The following is a 20,762-nucleotide window of genomic DNA, read 5'->3' as shown; positions in this document are numbered from 1 at the left end:
TCGTTATTTTCTCAATAAAACGCTAGTTTTATTGAGAAGATTAAGTGTGGATTTGTCAGTTATAGCCAACCACTCAGTTTTGAAAACGTTACCCTCTTTGAGCAACAAGAGCAATTTAACCTTCATTGTGGCGGGATATCTTGCAACACAGTTTTGGAGACAATGCGAGTTTTTTTGCGATCGCTTTCGCTTAAATCTCCTCCCGATTGTAATTGTGTGGCAGAAGTTTGCAAGACTGTGGCTGCACCTGTATCACCCATTTGCAAAGCAGTTTTAGCAGCAGTTTGCAACATAGTTGCAGCCCCGATGCGATCGCCTTGTTGTAATTTTGCTTCGGCGAGTTGGGTTTGGCGATACTTGGCTAAAGCCAAAATTGATTGCTGCACCTGGGGATTAATGTTTGGTTGGTAAGCCCTGGTAACATTAGCGTACACGGGGCTATTTGTAGTAAATAAACCGGGTTGATTTTGGGCAGGATCATCGTAGCGAATTTGGACATTTGCGATCGCTTGTTGACCTTCCGGCAATTGTCCCAGATAAATATTAGCTAAAATTACTCGCTCCACATCTCTCATTAAATCACCCAACCGAATCGCAAACCGTCCATCTGCTTCTTGTTGCAAGGGAAGTTCAATCGTATCTGGGTAAACTTGGGCAACAGGTTTAAGTTCTGCTAACCGGACATTCGGCATTAATGAAAATAACAGATAAGCATTAGTCAAGCCCACAGTTTGAATCCGGCTGAATAACCGCCCAAACTCATTTACAGCTTGATCAGGTTTTTGAATATAAGATAAAGTGCCTAAACCTGCATCAGCGATTCTTTCTAAAACATCTTGGTTCCAATTGTCGCCAAAGCCCAAAGTATTTAAAGTTAAATTGTAACCAGCAGCTAACTGAGCGAACTTAAAGCAACGGTTATTATCTCCGTGTTCATTTTCCCCATCGGTGAGCAAAAAAGCTTGGGAAATGCGGTCTTTTTTGCCCTTAGCTAACTCCTCAATCGCCAGACGCAACCCTTCATCAATCGCCGTTCCGCCATCAGCAGATAAGCGGTTAATTTGCTTTTTAATTTGTTCTGGGTCTTCCACCGATTGATTTGCAATTAAGACCTTAGCGCGATGATCGAAGACTACCACACTCAGGCGATCGCTGGGCTTAAGTCTGTCAACCAACAAATTTGCGGCTTTTTTCACCGTTTCCAGGGGTTTACCATTCATCGAGCCACTATGGTCGAGAATTAAACATAAATTAATCGGCAGAGTCCGGTCTTGGGTATCGGCGATCGCGGACACAGAAATCGACAGCTGACGTTGACTACTAGTTTGATTAGCATCAACATTGACATCATTCAGGGCAGGCTGCAAATTGACCTTCATAACCCAAACTTCCTAAATTCAGGATACATACAATAATTTAGTTAAGAATCCAGCACTCAAAAGCCAGAAATCAAAATTGAGCAAAAATTTTAGATGGTAGGTCAGTTGAGTGTTGACTGTCCTCACCATTGTGACTCCTGACTCCGAAATCCCAAATTCTCACCATATTTATAAATAACTTCAAATTGCCAGATCAACGCTACGGAAAACTTATCTTGCGTAGATAGATTAATATATTCACAATAATCTTAGAAGCCTAGCTTTAGCAGATGCCAGCAATCTCGCCCATTAGCGAGGAAACCGCACCTGACTCTAGCCAGCATCGCGCTAGGATGTATTACAGTTAACGGCATAATTTCAGGCGATCAGTTGCTATGGACATTTCCCCCATCAAGGCTGTTCAAGCCCCATACTACGGCGATAACTTCTACCGGACACCGCCGCCAGATTTACCCTCCCTTCTGTTAAAAGAGCGAATTGTCTATCTGGGAATGCCACTGGTACCTGCTGTGACGGAATTAATCGTCGCTCAATTATTGTACTTGCAGTCAGACGACCCCGACAAACCTATTAAAATCTATATCAACTCGACAGGCACTTCTGGTTATAGTGGCGAACCCATTGGCTTTGAAACCGAAGCCTTTGCCATCTATGACACCATGAAATACATTAAACCTCCCATCCACACCATTTGTATTGGTTCCGCGATGGGTATGGCTGCCATGTTATTGAGTGCTGGTACTAAAGGTTGCCGCGCCAGCTTACCCAACGCTAGTATTATCCTGCACCAGCCCAAGAGCTACGCCCAAGGTCAAGCAACTGATATTCAGATTCGGGCGAAAGAAGTTCTGGCAAACAAAGCATCGATGGTTGAGATTTTGAACCGTACCACCGGACAGACGGCCGAAAGAATCACCAAAGACATGGATCGTCTCTTCTATATGAGCGCATATCAAGCTAAAGAGTACGGTTTAATCGATCGCGTGTTTGAAAAAGAAGAACTCGCTAATCCACCAGTACCAACGAGTGTCCTCTAAATAGTGCTGAGTGCTGAGTAGAATGTGCTGAGTTATGAACAACTTCTAACTCTTCACTTTTAACTCTTAACTTTTATTCCTCACTCAGCACTCAGCACTCAGCACTAAAAAACAATTAATCACAAACGGAGTTAATCATGCCTATAGGCGTTCCTAAAGTTCCTTACCGGATGCCCGGAGGACAGTATACAGATTGGATTAGCATCTACGATCGCCTTTACCGGGAACGGATTATTTTCTTGGGGCGTGATGTTGATGATGAAATTGCTAACCAAATCATCGCCGTTATGCTGTATCTGGATTCAGAAGACCCAGGTAAAGATATTTATTTGTATATCAACTCTCCTGGTGGGATGGTAACATCTGGTTTGGCGATTTATGATACGATGCAACACATCAAATCTGATGTTGTGACCATTTGTGTCGGTCTGGCGGCTTCAATGGGTTCTTTCTTGTTGACTGCTGGGACAAAAGGCAAGCGTCTAGCATTGCCCCATTCCCGGATTATGATTCACCAACCTTCCGGCGGAACCCGTGGACAAGCTACTGACATCGAAATCGAAGCCAGAGAAATTCTGCGGATTCGCCATCAACTCAATAACATTTACGCTCAAAATACTGGTCAACCCTTGGCCAAGATTGAGAAAGACATGGATCGTGACTTCTTTATGTCCGCCCAAGAAGCCAAAGAATACGGATTGATTGACCGTGTGATTGAAGAGCGAATCTAGAAGGTAGGGAGTAGGGAATTGGGAGTAGGGAGTAGGGAAAAATTCACCACTCCCCATTCACTACTCCCCACTCCCTTACAAAACTGTCTAGTTTGAACTATAAATTAGAAAATTTTTGTTTATCATTAAAACCTCATGCTAAAGGCAGAATGCTGATAGCTGTATATTAGATAGCTGATATCTCGAAATGGATCTAGGAGATTGCTACCGTTTATTGGGTTTAAGGTCGGGAGCCTCGTTTGCAGAAATCAAATCGTCTTACAGACGACTGGCGCAGCAATATCACCCCGATATCAACCCAGATGACAAAAAAGCTAAAGATAAGTTTATTGCCTTGACAGAAGCTTATAGGCTGCTCTTAACGGTGGTACCGCCAGAAGAAACAGTCGAGCAGCCGTCAGGTCAACAGTTTGTGTCTAGGGGCGAGGACGCAAAAGCCACGCCGAAAACCACAGTCACTACAGAAACCTTTGTGGCTAGGCGCGAGGAACCAAAGGCGACTCGTCAAGATGCTGCACCAAAAACCACAGTCACCACGGAAAAACCACAGTCACCGCCTGCGAATATTGCGGAAATTGAACAACGGCTGAAGTGGAAGACTTATGAGCAGTTGCAAAGATTTTTGAAAGAAAAAAGATTTCCCCAAGCGATCGCCCTGGCGGAAGCCTTGGTAGACCGTTTACCCAAAGATGCGGAAGTTCGCCAATGGTTAGCGATCGCTTATCAAATTTGGGCAAGGGCGCTGATTAACGATAATCAAGTTCTCAAAGCCAGAATTTACCTGAAAAAAGCCCTCAAAACTGACCCCAATAACAAAGCTTTGTGGAACGAAGTTCAAAGGGATTTTCAGAAAATAGAGCAAATTTTTTAAAATTTGTCAATATTTACCACTGGTGACATAGGAGAAAAATTACAATAAATAAGGTATTCAATTTGGAGCATAAAACAATGCAACAAATCAATTTTGATGCCTATGTAGATGAAAATGGTGTTTTGTGCCTGAAAATGCCTCCAAATCTTGCTGGAATGGAGATAAAAGGAAGACTTCTTTATCAAATTTATCCTGCTCCTTCAGCAACTTTCCAAGATAAAAAAGTCGATATTAATGCTGTTCGTAGTATCTGTCATCAGATTAGAAACTTACCCAATCTCGATAGCAGAACACCAGAGGAAATTATTGGCTACAACGAGTTTGGAATTCCAGAATAATGGTAATTGATCCTTCAGCTATCCTAGCAATTATTTATGCTGAACCTGAAGAATTGATTTTTATTCAACTAATTGATGAAAGTGAAGACTGTCTGCTTTCTTCTCCAGGCTATGTTGAAGCATCAATAGTCTTGGGTACTAAATATGGTCAGCAAGGTGTAGAAAATTTGAACTTATTAATTACAGCACTTTCTATCATTATTGTACCTTTCAGTGTAAAGCAAGCACAGTTAGCCAGTGAAGCATTCTTGAAATTTGGTAAGAGTCGCCATCCGGCAAAACTGAATATGGGAGATTGCTTTTCCTATGCTTTAGCAAAATCGATAAATCAACCTTTGTTATTCAAAGGTAATGATTTTATTCATACTGATATTGCCAGAGTTAATTACTGAGACATAATCAATTCATATTACAAGTGAATATTAATGCCTATTTAAGAAACTGGTTCAAACACCATTTGAGGAATTAATATTTCATCTTGCGATTGTCCAATTCCTAAAAATCGCGTTTCCTCTTCATATACACGCACAAGTCCAAAATTATCGGAATTGAGGGAAACTTTTTGTCCTTGACACCATTTGCGGGCGAGTTCTGGAGGTAAAGTGACGGTGGGTAAATGCTGTAAAGCAACATCCGGGGAAATGGGTTGAAATGTCCCGCCTTGCAACTGTGTTTCTAAGTCAGTTAAAGAAAGACTATTAGTTAAATTAAAACCACTGCTGTGGGTGCGAGTTAAAGCGGCGAGAGTTCCGCCAGTGTTTAAGACTGAACCTAAATCACGGGCGATCGCTCTAATATATGTACCACTACCACAAGCGATCGCCACATCTAATTCAGGAAAATCCCCCTCGCGCCAATCTAAAATATCTATCTGAAAAACTTCAACTGTACGTACAGGAACTTCCACCGTTTCACCTTGACGCGCCAAATCATACAAGCGTTTGCCATCAACTTGAATCGCACTATACATTGGCGGTATTTGTTCAATCTTTCCCACAAATTGTGTGAGTGCAGTTTCGATTTCAGCCAAACTCAAACTTGCACAAGGTTGTGAGGTGATAATTTCTCCTTGCAAATCATCGGTTGTGGTACGCACACCAAAACGGATAGTAGCTTTGTAAGCTTTTTCCCCTGGGAGATACTGCAATAACCTTGTGGCTTTACCCATTGCAATTGGTAAAACCCCAGTTGCTGCGGGGTCTAAAGTTCCCGCATGTCCTACCCGTTTGAGGCGCAACAGTTTGCGTACCCGCGCCACACAGTCATGAGAAGTCCAATCAAATGGTTTGTTTAAGTTGAGAAAACCTTGCACAGTAATATTTTGTGAGTAATTTCAGTCAGTGGGTTGATGTCTAAACAGCGATCACTATCATATTTCATCAAATCACCATAACAATAGCAATCAATATCAAAATCAAAGGCTAAGAATACTGTACTAAATATTTCTCTACCTAAAGAATGATGATGTATGGAAATTTATGAATATGTAAGTTGGTTGGCAATTTTCCCTGGTAGAGCAGCATAAATCCCCAGATGCTGGCTCATAGCCTATTTGTTGAATTTACATGAGTCCGGTTACATTATCTGGAAGTGTTCTCTTTCAGTGTGTTTAGGGCTACCTATTAATGATTCAGAATAAAATATCCAGTGCTGGTGTAGCGACTCTAGCCTTGATTGGAGGCGTAACCGCTTTTTCTACACCAGTTCAAACTGCTACCTTGCAACAACCTAAAATGTCAGACCACAGCATCCAACTGGCACAAACTGTAAACACTGCGAAGTTAGAAGCGGAGGTTTTCACTCAAATCAACCAATATCGAGCGTCTCTGGGTCTACCAGCATTAACACGTAACTCAACTATTGACAATCAAGCTAGGACTCATAGTCAAAATATGGCTCAGGGGCGAGTTGCATTTGGTCATGATGGTTTTGGCGCAAGAATTCAAGCGATCGCAGTTACAATACCCTACAGCGCAGCAGCAGAAAATGTGGCTTACAACCAGGGATACAGCAATCCTGCAACCCAGGCTGTGCAAGGTTGGCTGAGAAGTCCAGGACATTTGGCTAATATCAAAGGTAATTACAACCTCACAGGTGTTGGTGTGGCGGTAAATAGCAGAGGTGCAGTTTACTTCACCCAAATATTTATCCGCAGACGTTAGGAAGATAATTCAGTTAAAACTTGCTGAAAAATAGGGTGCGTTACTTTATTTGCGTAACGCACCCTATTTTCGCTGTATATTTCTCAGATACATCGAATCTCTCTAGCTGACTTATAAAGGATTAACGATGGAACCTATTTCTATAATTATTACTGCTTTGAGTGCTGGTGCGATCGCCATCATAATGTTATGGCTATTATTTATGTACGCCACTGAATAAGTATTGACTTGACTCAATTATTAGATGTAGGTAGTCAAAATGAGTGCAGAACAAGATTTATTAACTAAGTGGCGTTCACTTCCACAAGACAAACAGGAAGAAGTTTTAGATTTTGTCGAATTTCTTCGCTTGAAAACTTCTGCAAACAAAACTCCTTTGGGAGAACGTTTACGTCAAATTCGCTCTAAGATTGTTGCTTCTGGTGAACCTTTATTAAGTCGAAATGAAATAGCAAAAGAAATTGCCAGTCGTCGCGGGGGATTACAAGAAACTGAGCCATGAAAATCACTTTTGAGGAAAAGTGCGATTGGCATACTCAGAGACTATTTTAGAAAGGGCGATCGCATTTTCGCACAACTTCAGGAGCGATCGCACAAAATCTGCGCCATGATCAATACAATATAGGCCAAATTTAAATAGGAGAAGACAAGATGCAATCGGCGTTACGAATTGAAACTCAAGTTTTACCAGGCAACAAAATTGAAATTAATTTGCCTAATGATACTGCCTTAACCTCAGTAGGACAAACCGTTGAGGTGATTGTCTTGTTACCAGAACAAAAACCTGCACTAAAAAGCCAATCCATTTTGACATTGCTTGAAGAAATCCATAGACAACGCCCTGTCGGAAGAAGTGTAGAAGAAATCAATCGAGATATACAGGTAGAGAAAGAGGCATGGGACAACTAACTTTTTCCAATGCTGACCGTATATACATTGATACAGTAACGATTATTTACGCTGTTGAACAGACCCCAACTTATGGAATGTTGCTGAATCCTCTATGGAATAACCTTCAGACAGGAAACCTGGAAGTTTTTACCAGTGAACTGACTTTGATGGAAACCCTAGTCGTACCAATGAGAAATTCAGATACGTTTCTGATTAATGCCTACGAGCGATTGTTGCAATCACCCCAAATACAATTAGTTCCCATTAGTCAAGCCATCTTGAAAGAAGCAGCAAGGCTACGTGCTATTACACCTTCATTGAGAACACCCGATGCCATTCATCTTGCAACAGCTACAGCATTAGACTGTACCCAGTTTCTCACCAATGACCGACAACTAAGAACAGTGTCAAACTTATTCATCGTGATTTTAGATGAAGTGCTGGCATCATAAGATATAGTTCTTGCTTTATCTATTCTTCTACTGCTACAAATACCACACCTTCATAGATTTGTGCGATATTCAGCAGAGTCATTTTCCCAATATGCGATCGCATTCGCAATGAATGTAAAAAAACATTCCTATTTCTCCGAAGAGGGATAATATGACCTGTCACCTTTTCTTATTTTTTTGTTATTTATATATTAACTTTGCAATATTTGTTAACCAATTATATTAATAATACTTCGTTCGTTAATTTAGAGCAGTATCGCTATTAGTTGGTTATCAGTATTAACTCTCAGGCATTATTGATTAATAGTTTTGATAAAGAATTGTATTGTTGAACAAGCATATACTTATTGATATTCCTATACTGGATATTAATTTCCACACTGTGCGATTTGCACTAGGGGGTTCCAATGGTTCATACTTTTGAGGTGTTGGTTGATATTAAGGAATATGCTGATCAAGCCAACAGTACCTATCAATGCGGAACGTCAAGATACGAGATTAGTGCTGAGTCCAAAGAAAAGGCGGATGGTATGGCAAGAGTTCAGGCCAGAAGTGAACATCCAAAAGGCACTGAATATGATGTTAGAGTAACCAGACTCTTGAGATAAATGACAGTCTGGATTCCACAATAAATTGATTAATTGTTCTTGTTTGCTAGTAATAATAAATAACCATTGGTTGTGCAGTTTTCCAAAAATAACATCGATATTTCTTGCTATGAGTAAAGTTGTAAGAAATTAATATCTGCATAAGGTATGGAACACTGCACAACTTCTCAATTGAAAATTAGTACTGATTAACTTGATGGGGAGAGGATTTTGGTAAAAAGTGCCATCATTTTCACATCTTTAAATATTTCTAGATAAATATATTTCTGAATTTCTTGCTGATTTTTTGGGAAAAAACAACCCAATCCGTAAAAATTATTATATTCTTTTCTTTGCGATATACTAAATAGTCTGCCGTTATTTTTATATTGATAAATTATTGATGTTTGTATAAATTCTCGAAAATTTTGCAATAAAGTTTGATTTGCCCCTGATTGTTCAGTGATTTTTGCTAAAAAACTGACCAAATCAACTAGCTTATCTTCCATATAAGAATAAAATTTGATTTCATTTAAGTTAATGGATTTTGTATTTGCTGCCATAATTGAATCAATCAAAGGATTAATAATTTTTGGTAAATCACGCAATCTATGATTATGAGTGACAGTGTAGCTATAATACATATCACTTTGTTCAAATTCTATGATTTTGGTTGCTAATTCTCCACCGTTGATTGCTGGATAACGCCCCAAAAATTCTAATAAGGAAACATAATAATAATTCGGCGCTCCCAAAGTTAGTTGGGAAGACAAAGTATATTTTGCTGTGTCTCGAAAAGTATAATGAGCTTCTATCGTTCCTTTATTACAATTCTGAAAAAATAGTAATTCTACACGCTTACCTAATTTGTTATTAAACTTGGTGATCACTTGACTGAGTTTTTCAATATTCATCCACTTTGTTTGGTGAGTCCAGCCAAAAATAGGATGTTCATCAGGACTAATTTCATCTAAACGTCCACCATGTCCTAAAATTGCGATCGCCCATTTTTTAGCTTGAAATTTTGACTTAGCCCAATCAAGATATTCTGCAAAAACCTCATCACTAGCACTGTTAGCAGTATTTATTTGCTGCACATCAACTTTAGCTTGAGTAATGATATATCTCGAAAGCTGCCGTTTACCACTAAAATCTGCTTGCACTAACACCAATATATTTGGAGATTTGATACCTTGAGTCAGCATTTCAATAATCGGATTGCCAAATTCCCATAAATCATTGTCATAAGGCATCCAATATAAAATTATCCAGTCAAAGTGTTGTGGATCACTTTTACTGGCTGAGGCTAAAGAAGATTGTGCTGAAGAATTGAGAATTTCCGCGTTGAGGAAAAAAGAAGTACTACTGATAGCACCATACTGAATTAGTTTTCGACGTTTCATAAAATTGGGTTTACTCTACGCAAGTAAACTAATTTTTAAGTGAAATTTTGCTCATTCCACATATAAATAGCATAATCACTTTCAAGATTTTTGCAACAAATACATAACTAACTGTTCACCTGCGGCATCGATATGGCGTTTTAGTAACCGCACGGCAGTTTTTGTATCTCGTTGTTTGCAAGCATCTAAAAGTTGATAGTGTTCTTTTTGGGAACGTTCTTGATAGTCCATTTGTGCCATCTGCATACGCACATAGCGATCGCAATTTATATGCAGATTTTTGATCATTGCTAATAGTCTCGGACGTTCTGCGCTGGTGTAAAGTGCAGCGTGGAATTCCCAGTTAAATTGCGCTAACAAACCTGCATCAGTGGTTTGATCAGTCGTTTCGAGAATTAACGCAGCTTTTTCTAAATCTGCTGTGCTGAATTTTGGTATCGCTAACTGTATGGCTTGGACTTCCAACGCACTGCGAATCTCACAAATTTCTTGCGCTTCGGCTGCTGTGAGTACCGATACCATCGCACCACGATTAAGATGCAGCGTTACCAAACCTTCCGCTTCTAATTGACGCAAGGCTTCCCGCACAGGAATGCGACTCACACCAAATTGTGTGGCGATTTCATCTTGTCGGAGAGATTGTCCTTCTTGAAAAATGCCGCGCAAAATAGCTTCCCGCAAAGCATCGGCAATTAAATCGGGGGTGCTGCGTTGTTGTTGCAGCACATTGGCAGCTAAATCATGTAAGTTCATATTTTATATTGTATACAATTTAGAAAAGATTGTATACAATATCCAAAGTTATAAATAATTCCCTTAACCAAACGGGAGACTAGTTATGAGCATTGCATCTCAAGCAACAGACCGAGTTATCATCTTTGACACCACCTTGCGGGATGGCGAACAATCCCCTGGTGCAACCCTAAATGCAGAAGAGAAATTAGCGATCGCTCATCAACTAGCTCTTTTGGGAGTAGATGTCATAGAAGCGGGTTTTGCTGTCTCTAGTCCGGGAGATTTTCAAGCCGTCAAAACCATTGCGGAACAAGTCGGGAAAGCAGACGGGCCAATTATTTGCAGTTTAGCCAGAGCCACCCGCAAAGATATTCAAGCCGCCGCCGCAGCTTTAAAACCTGCCGCCCATCCGCGCATTCACACCATGATTTCGACATCTGATATTCATCTGCAATATCAGTTGAAAAAGTCCCGTAATGAAGTGCTGGCGATCGCTCAAGAAATGGTGGCTTATGCCAAATCCTTTGTTGATGATGTTGAGTTTTCGCCAATGGATGCTAGTCGGACAGAACCAGACTTTTTATATCAGGTGTTAGAAACTGCGATCGCATCTGGCGCAACCACAATCAATATTCCTGATACCGTTGGTTACTGCACCCCCAAAGAAATCGGAATTTTGATTCAAGGCATTCGGGAAAATGTGCCGAATATTGACAGAGTAATTCTTTCCATCCACACCCAAAATGATTTGGGTTTAGCAACTGCCAATGCCTTAGCCGCCATAGAACATGGTGTGCGTCAAGTAGAATGCACGATTAACGGCATTGGCGAACGTGCCGGAAATGCCGCATTAGAAGAAATTGTGATGGCCTTGCAAGTGCGGAAACACTACTTCAATCCCTACTTTGGCCGTTCTGTAAATTCTGATGTACCCCTCACCAATATCAAAACCCAAGAGATTTACAAAACTTCTACCTTAGTTTCGCAGTTAACCGGAATGCTGATTCAACCAAATAAAGCGATCGTGGGTGCAAATGCTTTCGCCCATGAATCTGGCATTCATCAAGATGGCATTATCAAGCATCGCCAAACCTACGAAATTATGGAGGCTGCATCCATTGGCTTACCAGAAAATCGCATAGTTTTAGGCAAACACTCAGGACGAAATGCTTTCCGTACAAGGTTGAAAGAATTGGGATTTGAACTGAGTGAAGCCGACTTAAACAAAGCCTTTAACCGTTTTAAAGAAGTTGCAGACAAGAAAAAAGAAATCTCTGATTGGGATATAGAAGCACTTGTGCGGGATGAAACCCAAAATCAAGTAGAAAGCGGTTTTCAACTCGAACACGTCCAAGTAATTTGCGGTGACTGCACTTGTCCAACTGCAACCATTACAGTTGTCACACCCGATGGCAAAATCCTGACAGATGCGAGTGTCGGCACAGGGCCAGTAGATGCAGTTTATCAAGCAATAAACCGTTTAATACAGATTCCCAATCAATTAATTGAGTTTTCTGTACAGTCAGTCACAGGCGGAATTGATGCCTTGGGAACAGTCACAATCCGCTTGGCATATCAAGATAGAATCTTTTCCGGGCAAGCATCCGACACAGATATTGTCGTAGCCGCAGCTTACGCCCATCTCAATGCGTTAAATCGCCTTTATCATTATTTGCAAACTCAAAAAATTCTTGCTCAGGTAAGCGAGTAGAACTGTTGGGGAATAGTGTTTAGGTAATATGGGGGCTTCGCCATGACACTATTCTCAACAGGAAATCTCTGTGGATAATTCCTGACCAAGTTAAGCACGAAATAAATGATGATATTCAGGATTGTACAAGTGCGATCGCCCATCTGTTGCTTTCAGTGCCGGACTAATTACATAAAGTGTGGTGCGAATCAGATTTTCTGTTTTGGTGCATTCCGCCATTTTGTTCAGGGGAACCACGCGAATTTTTTCATCAGGCCAACCTAGCCGAAAGCAAATCGCCACAGGTGTATCGCTGGGGTAATGTTCGAGTAATTTGGCTTGGGCATTTTCGACGTGACGCGCACTTAAATATAAGCATAAACTAGCTTGATGGGCGGCGAGGCTGGTTAACTCTTCTGTGCTTGGGACTTCAGTACGTCCACTAATGCGCGTCAGGATGATAGTTTGAACTAAACCGGGGACTGTTAACTCTACCTTGAGTTTGGCGGCGGCGGCTTGAAAGGCGCTAATTCCTGGGACGACTTCAAAGGGGATATTCGCCTCAGCCAGCATTTGCATTTGTTCGTGAATAGCACTGTAAAGACTGGGGTCGCCAGAGTGGAGACGGACAAGAGATTTTTGCTGCGATCGCACCCGTTCCACCATCAGTGACACAATTTCTTCCAAAGTCTTATCCGCAGTCGGAATAATTTCCGCATCTGGGCGGCACAGATTTAATATTTGTTCGGGAACTAAAGCATCAGCAAATAAAATTACATCTGCCCTAGAAAGGAGTTTTTGCGCTTTAACCGTTAATAAATCAGGGTCTCCCGGCCCTGCCCCCACAATGTAAACTGCTGGTTTGATTAAATTTAGTTGAGTTTCCATACAAAAAACTTCAATTACTTTTCCGTATTTACCCGTAATAAAAATCTTTTTTCAAAAATTTCTTGGCATTTTCTCAGTATCCTTCCGGATTAACCCTCTAACGATAGAAGAATGGAATGGTAGATGCACCCTGGTTAAGCCCTAGAGTCAAATCTGGGGCATTTTTTATTTTTGGTCATTAGTCATTGGCGTTGCCTAAATGCGTGATGAATTTTCTCACGCAGAGACGCAGAGAGGATGAGGATTTTTAAATTGAGTCATCTCCTAATCCCCCTTGTCTCCCTTGTCTCCCTTGTCTCCCTTGTCTCCTTCGTCTCCCTTGTCTCCTTCGTCCCCCTTCAGGCCTTCTCCTAATCACTTGACGCAACCACATCCGGTAACGGACGTTTCCGAAAATATAGCCAAGCTAAACCTGCTAAACCTGCGATAATACCCGTTAAGCTGACAATTTGAGCAATTCTCAGATTTCCTAGCAATAAACTATCTGTGCGTAAGCCTTCAATCCAAAAGCGACCAGTGCTGTAGGCTGTTAAGTAAACCATAATTAACGTGCCTAATTTCAGCTTGATCTTGCCAGAGACACTGCGGAAAAATAAATTTAACAGCAAGGCAAACACCATTAAATCCCACAGTGATTCATACAAAAAAGTGGGATGGAAGTATTCAAAACTTTGATAATCTAAAGGACGACCAAGACAGAGGTTTTTAGCTGGATCAAATCTGCATGGAATGTAAAGTTTCCAAGGTAGATTAGTAGGACGACCAAAAGCTTCAGAATTAAAGAAATTACCCCATCTTCCAATTGCTTGTCCTAAAACTAGGGAAGGTGCAACCAAGTCTGCTAATTGCCAAAAAGAAACCCGCTTGAGTTTGGCAAAAATTAAAGCTGCTATCGTCCCACCGATAATTGCACCGTGAATAGCAATACCACCTTCCCAAATAGCGATGATTTTTTCGGGATGCTTGGCATATTCCGCCCATTCAAACAAAACATAATATAGTCGTGCGGCGGGAATTGCCCCCAACACCAGCCAAATTGACAAATCACTCAGCAATTCTGGATTCACATTACGGCGTTTTGCCAAGTACTGAGAAAGGCTGACACCAACTAACACCGCCGTAGCAATCAACAAGCCATACCAACGGATAGTTAATGGGCCGATTTTCACCAAAATCGGGCCTGGAGAAGTAAATTGAAATGCCAACGGCAAAGAAGAGATATCCAGTACCATGCAAAACTACCTAGAGAATTACAGTGTTTAGCTTGAGCAGCTGACAACCCTATCACTGGTAGGGCAGTTATGTCTATAAACCATTAGAGCAGGTTTTGTTTGTAGAGACTCACACTCAACAGATATCTATCTAGTTCAATTCCGTAGGGTGTGTTACGGCTACGTCAAGATTTGAGCGTTGGAAATATGAGAAATTAGCCGTAACGCACCGGATTTGATGGTGTGTTGTGCGTTGCTTCAACACACCCTACTAGCCTAGCCATTCATTTTAAGATATAAACGCCTGTTTAATTTTCTTGCAAATTTCGACTAACGCTTTATTTTGTTCTGATGTACTCAAGCTATCTAAAGGCTGTTTTGGTTCGTGGGCTGCAAGATATTTGGGAATTTCCGTTTCTTCGTAAGAACTATAACTTATAGTCATAGCAAAAGGACGATCGCACCAGGAAAATCAACTTAAATAATAATTTAGCGCGTATAAACCCATCTCTGAACACGGATGCTGGAGGAGAAAGTGCGATCGCCTTAGCTAACTCATTAATGAAATACCGCCAAAAACCTAGCATCGCAGTATTTTCATTCAACTTCATTACTAGTTCACATATAAATAAAAATAGGTTTTTTCATCCGCTAATAGTATTATTTGAAATTGTTTTTTCTCTTACCTTCTTTTCTGATTATTTAATTGACAGTTCAAACCTCAGAATGATAACGATAATATCTCCTCAGTGAGAAGCAAATTTTTTTAAATATTTTTAATCTAAAAACTAATTAGACAAGATTACTTTTCTGTCGATAGAAACTTTAGGCAAGTCTAATTAAATATCTCGTAAATCCATAAAATACTTAATTTGCGATTAAGTATAGATTTTCTGTTGGCTATTCTATTCAATCATTTGGAGGTTGGTTATGAAAAAATTGATTTTATTGTCTGGCTTGAGTGTTGCGATCGCAGCTACTTGTCTCCCGGCGCAAGCCCAAAGACAAGATATGTCTTACAATAGCAATGCTCCGCGAATTAGCAGTACAAGCGGTTACGATAGTACTCACACAATTACTGTCTATACAGGTATGCAGCCTTTATCTTACCTGATAGTTAGACCTTCTGATGCTCTCAAAGTTAGTAACGATATTGACGTTACTGATCAATCTGGTCGGCGCGTTGAGGCTAACATTTCTAGACAAGATGAAAGAATCATTAGAATTGATTTCTCTCAACCAGTACCTCCTGGAACTAATCTCAATATTGCTTTTAGGAATATAGATTTTGCCAATGCCTTTCCGAATCGAAGCTTTGTTTACTACGATATTTCCGGTGGGCATATCGGTTTATCAAGAGAAGTTCCCTATGGTTTAGCCCAAGTTCAGGTATATTAATTTTTGGGTTAAAAGATAATTAAAAAAGTAGAAATATTGCACAATAATTTTTCTACTTTTCTTATCTCTCAAGCTAGATATAGATAGCACAATACGGTTCAGATAAGAAAACTAAATTACAATAAAACCAACAAATGAAAAAATGATTTTGGAGAGGGTTTGAGGGACACAACCGTCACCCAATCGGGGGCTTTGGGGATTCTCCCCCAAATCTTACTCATGTTTAATAATTTATTTATCTCTCTTTAGCTTTTCTTAAACATTACAAATTGATAGTAAATAAAACTTAATAATACGGAAATTATTGTAAACAAAAGTGATGCAAATTGATGGGCAGAAAGTATTAAATCCAGAGATAATACTAAAAACGTAATAGCAAGAAGAATCATTAATTTTGATAGAGCATAGATGAGAAAAGCTGCTGCGGCTTCAGGGGAGGATTCACGAATGAAGACTCCGGCGGAATCAACCTGAAGGTAATTTTGTGGCAGCAAATGATAGATGAAATCGCAAAAAGTTAACAGAGAGTTTAGACTTGTATGGCTAACAGCAGTGCAATGACAGCATCGGTACGTTTAAGCGAAAAGATGCCTTTCCCCCTCAAACGTTTAGCAGATTTAGCTTATAACTATTGGTGGAGTTGGAGTAGCGATCGCATATCCTTATTTCAAAGCATTGATCCCCAAGAATGGGAACTTTGTGGGCATAATCCAGTGGCAATTTTAGAGTCAGCTAGTTACGAACGTCTGACTCATTTGGCAGAAGATCCCCTTTACCTGAAGCAGATTTCTGCCTTAGTCCGCGAATTTGACCAGTACATGGCACAGAAAGATACTTGGGTGAATCGAGTTGCACCGCAAGTGTCGGCTGAACATCCCATTGCTTATTTTTGCGCCGAATTTGGCATCCATGAATCTCTACCTGTTTACTCTGGCGGCTTGGGTATTTTAGCCGGGGATCATCTAAAATCATCATCAGATTTAGGTGTGCCGATGGTGGGTGTGGGTTTACTGTATCGCCAAGGGTACTTTCGCCAACGCTTAAACCGCCACGGTTGGCAAGAAGATTACTATTTGGATAATCCCTTCGACAAAATGCCCCTAGAGTTAATTAAAAACGAGCAAGGGGAACCACTCACCATCCAGATAGAAATTCGCCAACGCCAAGTAAAAGTACAAATTTGGCGAGTACAAGTCGGGCGTGTAACTCTATATTTACTAGATAGCGATCGCCCAGACAACGATCCCATTGACCGTTGGCTAACAGGCCACTTGTATGGCGGTAACTTAGAAACCCGCATCGCTCAAGAAGTCGTATTAGGTATTGGTGGAGTCAGGGCTTTAACCGCCTTGGGAATTAAACCTTCCGTACATCACCTCAACGAAGGACACGCCGCCTTTTGTACCCTAGAAATTGCCCGTCAAGAAATTGAACGAACCGGGAAATCCTTCTACGATATTGAAGCCAGCGTCAAGAAAAGTTGTGTCTTTACCACCCACACACCTGTTCCCGCCGGTCATGATGTCTTCTCCCCCGACTTAATTGACTCTTATTTTGCCCAGTACTGGCCGCAATTAGGGCTATCCCGCGAACAATTTTTAGCCTTGGGTGCTAGACGACTGGGTGATCCTTGGGAACCCTTTGGGATGACTGTTTTAGCATTGCGGATGTGTCGTGCTTGCAACGGCGTAAGTGAATTACACGGCAAAGTCTCCCGCAAAATGTGGACTGTTCTCTACCCACAACATAATGAAGATACAGTTCCAATTGGTTACATTACCAACGGTGTTCATGCACCCACCTGGACTGCACCTTTACTCGCAGACTTATATGACCAATATTTAGGTAAAGATTGGAAAACTCGCGCCATCGATCCCCAAATGTGGGCGAAAGTTGACGACATTCCCAACGAAGAACTCTGGGCAAGACATCAGATTCTTAAAGAAAGACTAATTGCCTACACTCGTTATAAAGTCAAAAAGTCACGGGAACAGCGCGGTGAAGATTATCAAAGCATTCAAGCCGTGAATAGTTTACTTGACCCGAATATATTAACCATTGGCTTTGCACGACGCTTTAGCCCTTATAAACGTGGTGATTTGATTTTACGCGATGCCGAACGGGCTGTGAAGATTTTTGGCAATGCCCAACATCCAGTTCAGATTATCTTTGCTGGCAAAGCACACCCAGCCGATGAAGAAGGTAAACGCATTATTCAACGTTTGATGGAATGGTGTCGTAATTCCGGCATTATCCACCGTGTTGCCTTTATTGAAGATTACGACATTTACACCGGACAAAAACTCGTCCAAGGCGTTGATGTTTGGTTAAATAACCCCCGTCGTCCTCTAGAAGCATCCGGGACAAGTGGACAGAAAGTCTGCTTTAATGGCGGGTTAAATTGCAGCGTCCTTGATGGTTGGTGGTGTGAAGGCTACCAAGCCGACGCAAATGGCAAAGGAATTAACGGTTGGGCTATTGGTGAAGATGCTCACACAAGCGACCAAGAATTGCAAGACCGCATCGATTCCCAGTCACTGTATCAGCTTTTAGAATCTGAGATTGTTCCCCTATACTACGACCAAGATGCTCAAGGTATCCCTCATCGCTGGATACAGATGATGAAAGCATCCATTAAGACCAATGCACCACTGTTTAATACAGATAGAATGATTGCTGACTACGTTTCTCAGGTGTATGTCCCAGAAATTGCAGCCCGTGTTGAACCAATTTTGGCCAAGGTTCTGTTTTAAAGTCTTAAAAGAATTGTAATTTTCCTGGTTCAATAGAGGGGTGGGTTATCCACCCCTTTTTTTATGAAAAAATGTTTTAAATCATGAAAATTTGGCAAGCTGATTTTTATCGGAGTTCGCAACAAGATATATCTGGACAAATTTTATGGGAATTGTTGATTTGTGATGCAAATCACAGTTTTGAGTATACAGCTACTTGTTTGCAGTCAGAAGCAAATTCCCATTGGCTGACTACTCAAATTCAACAAGCCGCAGGTGCAAAGTTACCAGATGTGATTCAAGTTTTCCGTCCCCAGTCGTTGAGTTTAATCGAAACAGCCGGACGCAATTTAGGTGTTGCAGTAGAAGCAACCCGCCGGACTTTAGCATTAAAACAGTGGTTAAAAGACAAAAATTCTGATTTTAGTTTAGAAAAACCCGCACCCTTACCATTACCGGAAAATCTCTGGGGTGAACAGTGGCGCTTTGCAAATTTAGCGGCTGGGGATTTAGAAATAGAATTTAGCGATCGCCCCATTCCGATTTTATCTATGCCAGAATTTCTTAAACCCATAAATCTGGGTTTAGCTTCCACAGTAACCGTTCCTGGTGTAGTCATTTATGGTGGCAGACAATCTATGCGTTTAGCACGTTGGTTAGCCACAACACATCCTGTAGCCTTAAACTACATCCCCGGTGCGCCCGATGGTTTAATTTTAGAAGCGGGTTTAGTTGATAGATGGGTATTAGCCACCTTTGAAGATGCAGAAGTCACCGCCGCCGCTAAAACTTATGAACAACGTAAACAACAAAGCCAGGGATTACACTTTTTATTAATTCAACCCGATGATTCTGGTATGACTTACAGTGGTTTTTGGTTATTACAAACCGAGTAGGAACTTATTTTTATGCTTCAAACAATAAAAGCTACCCCCTCTCCCTTGTCTCCCTTGTCTCCCTTGTCTCCCTTGTCTCCCTTCTAAATAACTGAAAACTCTAACCCCTCACCCCTTCACCCGCGCCTGCTTAATCATCGCAATCAAAGTTTGATGAGCATCTTCCGCATCCGCTAAAATATGGTCAAATTGGATACGCACTGGAATGGATTCTTCATTGACTTGCGTGGTTAAATCCATTCCCTGTGAATCAATTGCTAACATTTGGGCTGATGTAGCCTCAGTAATATCACCAAAAAATTTTGCATATAAAAGTACAGCATCAGCATGATCTTCGTTCATGTGATTACAGATGCGTGTGCTAATTTCAGGAGAAAATTGTTCAGACATTGGGCAAACTAAAATTAGAATTACAGCCTAAATTTTAAGTTAGGGTGTGTAAGCAAATTGATAATTTTTGGTGCAGATAAAACTTTAAATAAAATTTAAATTTACGCAAGTAATATTTATCTTTATTTACGGAATAACCTGCGGTTATAGTGTAGCAAAAATATTAAACTAATTTCATTTCAGCTAAATGCAGATGAGTAGAACAAGGAAACGTCGCATAGTTATTGGGGATGTGCATGGTCATTATGAAGGCTTGATGACTTTGTTAGAGGCGATCGCACCCACATCAGAAGATCAAGTTTATTTTCTCGGTGACTTAATTGATCGTGGCCCCCACAGCTACAATGTTGTGAATTTTGTCCGGCAGAACAATTATCCCTGTCTGTTGGGTAATCACGAGCAGATGTTATTGAATATTCTCACCCAAACAAATATTCCCGCCCCAGCTATGCAAGCTTGGTTGTATAGCGGCGGACAAGCCACTCTCAGCAGTTACCAAGCATCCACAATTCCCCAAGAGCATTTAGAGTGGTTTCAGTCCCTACCCACCTATTTAGATTTGGGCGATATTTGGTTAACTCATGCCGGATTAGACCCGAATCTGCCTCTCGCCGAACAAACTGCCGAGCAGTTCTGCTGGATTAGAGATGAATTTCACAGCATAGAAAAGCCTTATTTTCCTGATAAGCTCATTATAGTTGGGCATACTATAACTTTTACTTTACCAAACGTTCCTCCGGGTAAACTAGCCGAAGGTAGAGGATGGCTAGATATCGATACTGGAGCTTATCATCCTCGTAGTGGTTGGTTAACTGGATTTGATGTTACCAATCATTTAATTTATCAAGTAAATGTATTTCAAAATACCCAGCGTATCTTACCGCTAGAAGATGGCGTGGTAACAGTGGAACCTTCCCAAATCAAAGCTCGCCGCCAGCCGCAGCGAGCATAGGTTTTGGTTGTAAATTCGG

General features: G+C 40.9%; 24 protein-coding genes. 15 read left to right on the top strand and 9 right to left on the bottom strand.

The annotated features are described in order from the left end of the window. Positions 1–122 precede the first annotated feature (122 nt). On the bottom strand, positions 123–1,379 hold the full coding sequence (locus H6G28_RS25900; protein ID WP_190675311.1) for a vWA domain-containing protein: 1,257 nt from the start codon (positions 1,377–1,379) through the stop codon (positions 123–125). 374 nt (positions 1,380–1,753) lie between these two features. On the opposite strand from H6G28_RS25900, the gene H6G28_RS25895 reads away from it, so the two are divergent. The 5 genes from H6G28_RS25895 (at position 1,754) to H6G28_RS25875 (ending at position 4,748) form a co-directional block, all read left to right on the top strand. Beyond that, positions 1,754–2,416, top strand: coding sequence for an ATP-dependent Clp protease proteolytic subunit (locus tag H6G28_RS25895; RefSeq protein WP_190594637.1), 663 nt, complete (start codon positions 1,754–1,756; stop codon positions 2,414–2,416). A 137-nt stretch (positions 2,417–2,553) separates the two neighbouring features. Then, positions 2,554–3,147, top strand: a complete 594-nt coding sequence (locus tag H6G28_RS25890) for an ATP-dependent Clp protease proteolytic subunit (RefSeq protein ID WP_103123696.1) — start codon at positions 2,554–2,556, stop codon at positions 3,145–3,147. Between the two features lie 187 nt (positions 3,148–3,334). Further along, complete coding sequence (locus tag H6G28_RS25885) at positions 3,335–4,018, top strand: J domain-containing protein (RefSeq protein ID WP_190594638.1); 684 nt, start codon at positions 3,335–3,337, stop codon at positions 4,016–4,018. Positions 4,019–4,095: 77 nt separating this feature from the next. Further along, positions 4,096–4,356 (top strand): hypothetical protein, encoded by a 261-nt coding sequence (locus H6G28_RS25880; RefSeq protein WP_190594639.1) that lies wholly within the window; start codon positions 4,096–4,098, stop codon positions 4,354–4,356. Continuing rightward, positions 4,356–4,748, top strand: coding sequence for a type II toxin-antitoxin system VapC family toxin (locus H6G28_RS25875; RefSeq protein WP_190675309.1), 393 nt, complete (start codon positions 4,356–4,358; stop codon positions 4,746–4,748). Before H6G28_RS25880 ends, H6G28_RS25875 begins: the two co-directional genes overlap by 1 nt. A 41-nt stretch (positions 4,749–4,789) precedes the next feature. Here the strand turns inward: H6G28_RS25875 and truB are convergent, their stop codons facing one another. Continuing rightward, entirely contained in the window at positions 4,790–5,668 is an 879-nt protein-coding gene (gene truB, locus H6G28_RS25870; protein WP_190675307.1) for a tRNA pseudouridine(55) synthase TruB, read from the bottom strand. A gap of 313 nt (positions 5,669–5,981) precedes the next feature. Between truB and H6G28_RS25865 the strand changes: the two genes are divergently transcribed. The 5 genes from H6G28_RS25865 to H6G28_RS25845 all read left to right on the top strand — a co-directional run bounded on the left by H6G28_RS25865 (position 5,982) and on the right by H6G28_RS25845 (position 8,452). Further along, positions 5,982–6,518 (top strand): CAP domain-containing protein, encoded by a 537-nt coding sequence (locus tag H6G28_RS25865; RefSeq protein ID WP_190675305.1) that lies wholly within the window; start codon positions 5,982–5,984, stop codon positions 6,516–6,518. A gap of 259 nt (positions 6,519–6,777) precedes the next feature. Next, entirely contained in the window at positions 6,778–7,020 is a 243-nt protein-coding gene (locus H6G28_RS25860; protein ID WP_190675303.1) for a DUF2281 domain-containing protein, read from the top strand. Positions 7,021–7,169: 149 nt separating this feature from the next. After that, positions 7,170–7,427 (top strand): hypothetical protein, encoded by a 258-nt coding sequence (locus H6G28_RS25855; RefSeq protein WP_190675301.1) that lies wholly within the window; start codon positions 7,170–7,172, stop codon positions 7,425–7,427. Then, a complete protein-coding gene (locus tag H6G28_RS25850; protein WP_190594646.1) occupies positions 7,415–7,861 on the top strand; it encodes a type II toxin-antitoxin system VapC family toxin in 447 nt (148 codons plus the stop codon). The genes H6G28_RS25855 and H6G28_RS25850 overlap by 13 nt, the downstream gene beginning before the upstream one ends. Positions 7,862–8,308: 447 nt before the next feature. Further along, positions 8,309–8,452: a hypothetical protein gene (locus H6G28_RS25845; RefSeq protein ID WP_190675299.1), complete on the top strand. Its 144-nt coding sequence runs from the start codon at positions 8,309–8,311 to the stop codon at positions 8,450–8,452. 205 nt (positions 8,453–8,657) lie between these two features. Here the strand turns inward: H6G28_RS25845 and H6G28_RS25840 are convergent, their stop codons facing one another. Together H6G28_RS25840 and H6G28_RS25835 are read right to left on the bottom strand one after the other, a co-directional pair. Further along, positions 8,658–9,851 (bottom strand): clostripain-related cysteine peptidase, encoded by a 1,194-nt coding sequence (locus H6G28_RS25840; protein WP_190675297.1) that lies wholly within the window; start codon positions 9,849–9,851, stop codon positions 8,658–8,660. Between the two features lie 81 nt (positions 9,852–9,932). After that, positions 9,933–10,604, bottom strand: coding sequence for a GntR family transcriptional regulator (locus H6G28_RS25835; RefSeq protein WP_190675294.1), 672 nt, complete (start codon positions 10,602–10,604; stop codon positions 9,933–9,935). Between the two features lie 85 nt (positions 10,605–10,689). Here H6G28_RS25835 and H6G28_RS25830 point away from each other — a divergent pair, with 85 nt between their 5' ends. Then, positions 10,690–12,297, top strand: coding sequence for a 2-isopropylmalate synthase (locus H6G28_RS25830; protein ID WP_190675292.1), 1,608 nt, complete (start codon positions 10,690–10,692; stop codon positions 12,295–12,297). 90 nt (positions 12,298–12,387) lie between these two features. On the opposite strand, the gene cobM is transcribed toward H6G28_RS25830, so the two are convergent. From cobM to H6G28_RS25810, 4 genes are all read right to left on the bottom strand, one after another. Continuing rightward, the gene (cobM, locus tag H6G28_RS25825) at positions 12,388–13,164 is read right to left on the bottom strand and encodes a precorrin-4 C(11)-methyltransferase (RefSeq protein ID WP_190675290.1); all 777 of its coding nucleotides are present in this window, start codon (positions 13,162–13,164) and stop codon (positions 12,388–12,390) included. 350 nt (positions 13,165–13,514) lie between these two features. After that, positions 13,515–14,396, bottom strand: a complete 882-nt coding sequence (gene lgt, locus H6G28_RS25820; RefSeq protein ID WP_190675289.1) for a prolipoprotein diacylglyceryl transferase — start codon at positions 14,394–14,396, stop codon at positions 13,515–13,517. Positions 14,397–14,664: 268 nt separating this feature from the next. After that, positions 14,665–14,820 carry a hypothetical protein gene (locus H6G28_RS25815; protein WP_190675287.1) on the bottom strand — a complete coding sequence of 52 codons (156 nt, stop codon included), beginning with the start codon at positions 14,818–14,820 and terminating at the stop codon, positions 14,665–14,667. Next, entirely contained in the window at positions 14,804–14,986 is a 183-nt protein-coding gene (locus H6G28_RS25810) for a hypothetical protein (RefSeq protein WP_190675285.1), read from the bottom strand. The genes H6G28_RS25815 and H6G28_RS25810 overlap by 17 nt, the downstream gene beginning before the upstream one ends. A 319-nt stretch (positions 14,987–15,305) precedes the next feature. Between H6G28_RS25810 and H6G28_RS25805 the strand changes: the two genes are divergently transcribed. The 3 genes from H6G28_RS25805 (at position 15,306) to H6G28_RS25795 (ending at position 19,401) form a co-directional block, all read left to right on the top strand. Next, complete coding sequence (locus H6G28_RS25805; protein WP_190675283.1) at positions 15,306–15,773, top strand: DUF2808 domain-containing protein; 468 nt, start codon at positions 15,306–15,308, stop codon at positions 15,771–15,773. 539 nt (positions 15,774–16,312) lie between these two features. Then, complete coding sequence (gene glgP / locus H6G28_RS25800; RefSeq protein WP_190675281.1) at positions 16,313–18,526, top strand: alpha-glucan family phosphorylase; 2,214 nt, start codon at positions 16,313–16,315, stop codon at positions 18,524–18,526. A gap of 83 nt (positions 18,527–18,609) precedes the next feature. Then, positions 18,610–19,401, top strand: a complete 792-nt coding sequence (locus H6G28_RS25795) for a Tab2/Atab2 family RNA-binding protein (RefSeq protein ID WP_190675279.1) — start codon at positions 18,610–18,612, stop codon at positions 19,399–19,401. Positions 19,402–19,509: 108 nt separating this feature from the next. Here H6G28_RS25795 and H6G28_RS25790 read toward each other — a convergent pair whose 3' ends face one another. Then, a complete protein-coding gene (locus H6G28_RS25790) occupies positions 19,510–19,791 on the bottom strand; it encodes a DUF2470 domain-containing protein (RefSeq protein WP_190675277.1) in 282 nt (93 codons plus the stop codon). Between the two features lie 193 nt (positions 19,792–19,984). On the opposite strand from H6G28_RS25790, the gene H6G28_RS25785 reads away from it, so the two are divergent. Then, positions 19,985–20,743, top strand: coding sequence for a metallophosphoesterase family protein (locus H6G28_RS25785; protein WP_190595098.1), 759 nt, complete (start codon positions 19,985–19,987; stop codon positions 20,741–20,743). Positions 20,744–20,762 lie beyond the last annotated feature (19 nt).

It is taken from the genome of Nostoc sp. FACHB-190 (assembly GCF_014696905.1).
Lineage (GTDB): Bacteria > Cyanobacteriota > Cyanobacteriia > Cyanobacteriales > Nostocaceae > Nostoc_B.
The sequence above is the reverse complement of the archived record's forward strand: the minus strand, read 5'-3'. Positions and strand labels throughout refer to the sequence as shown.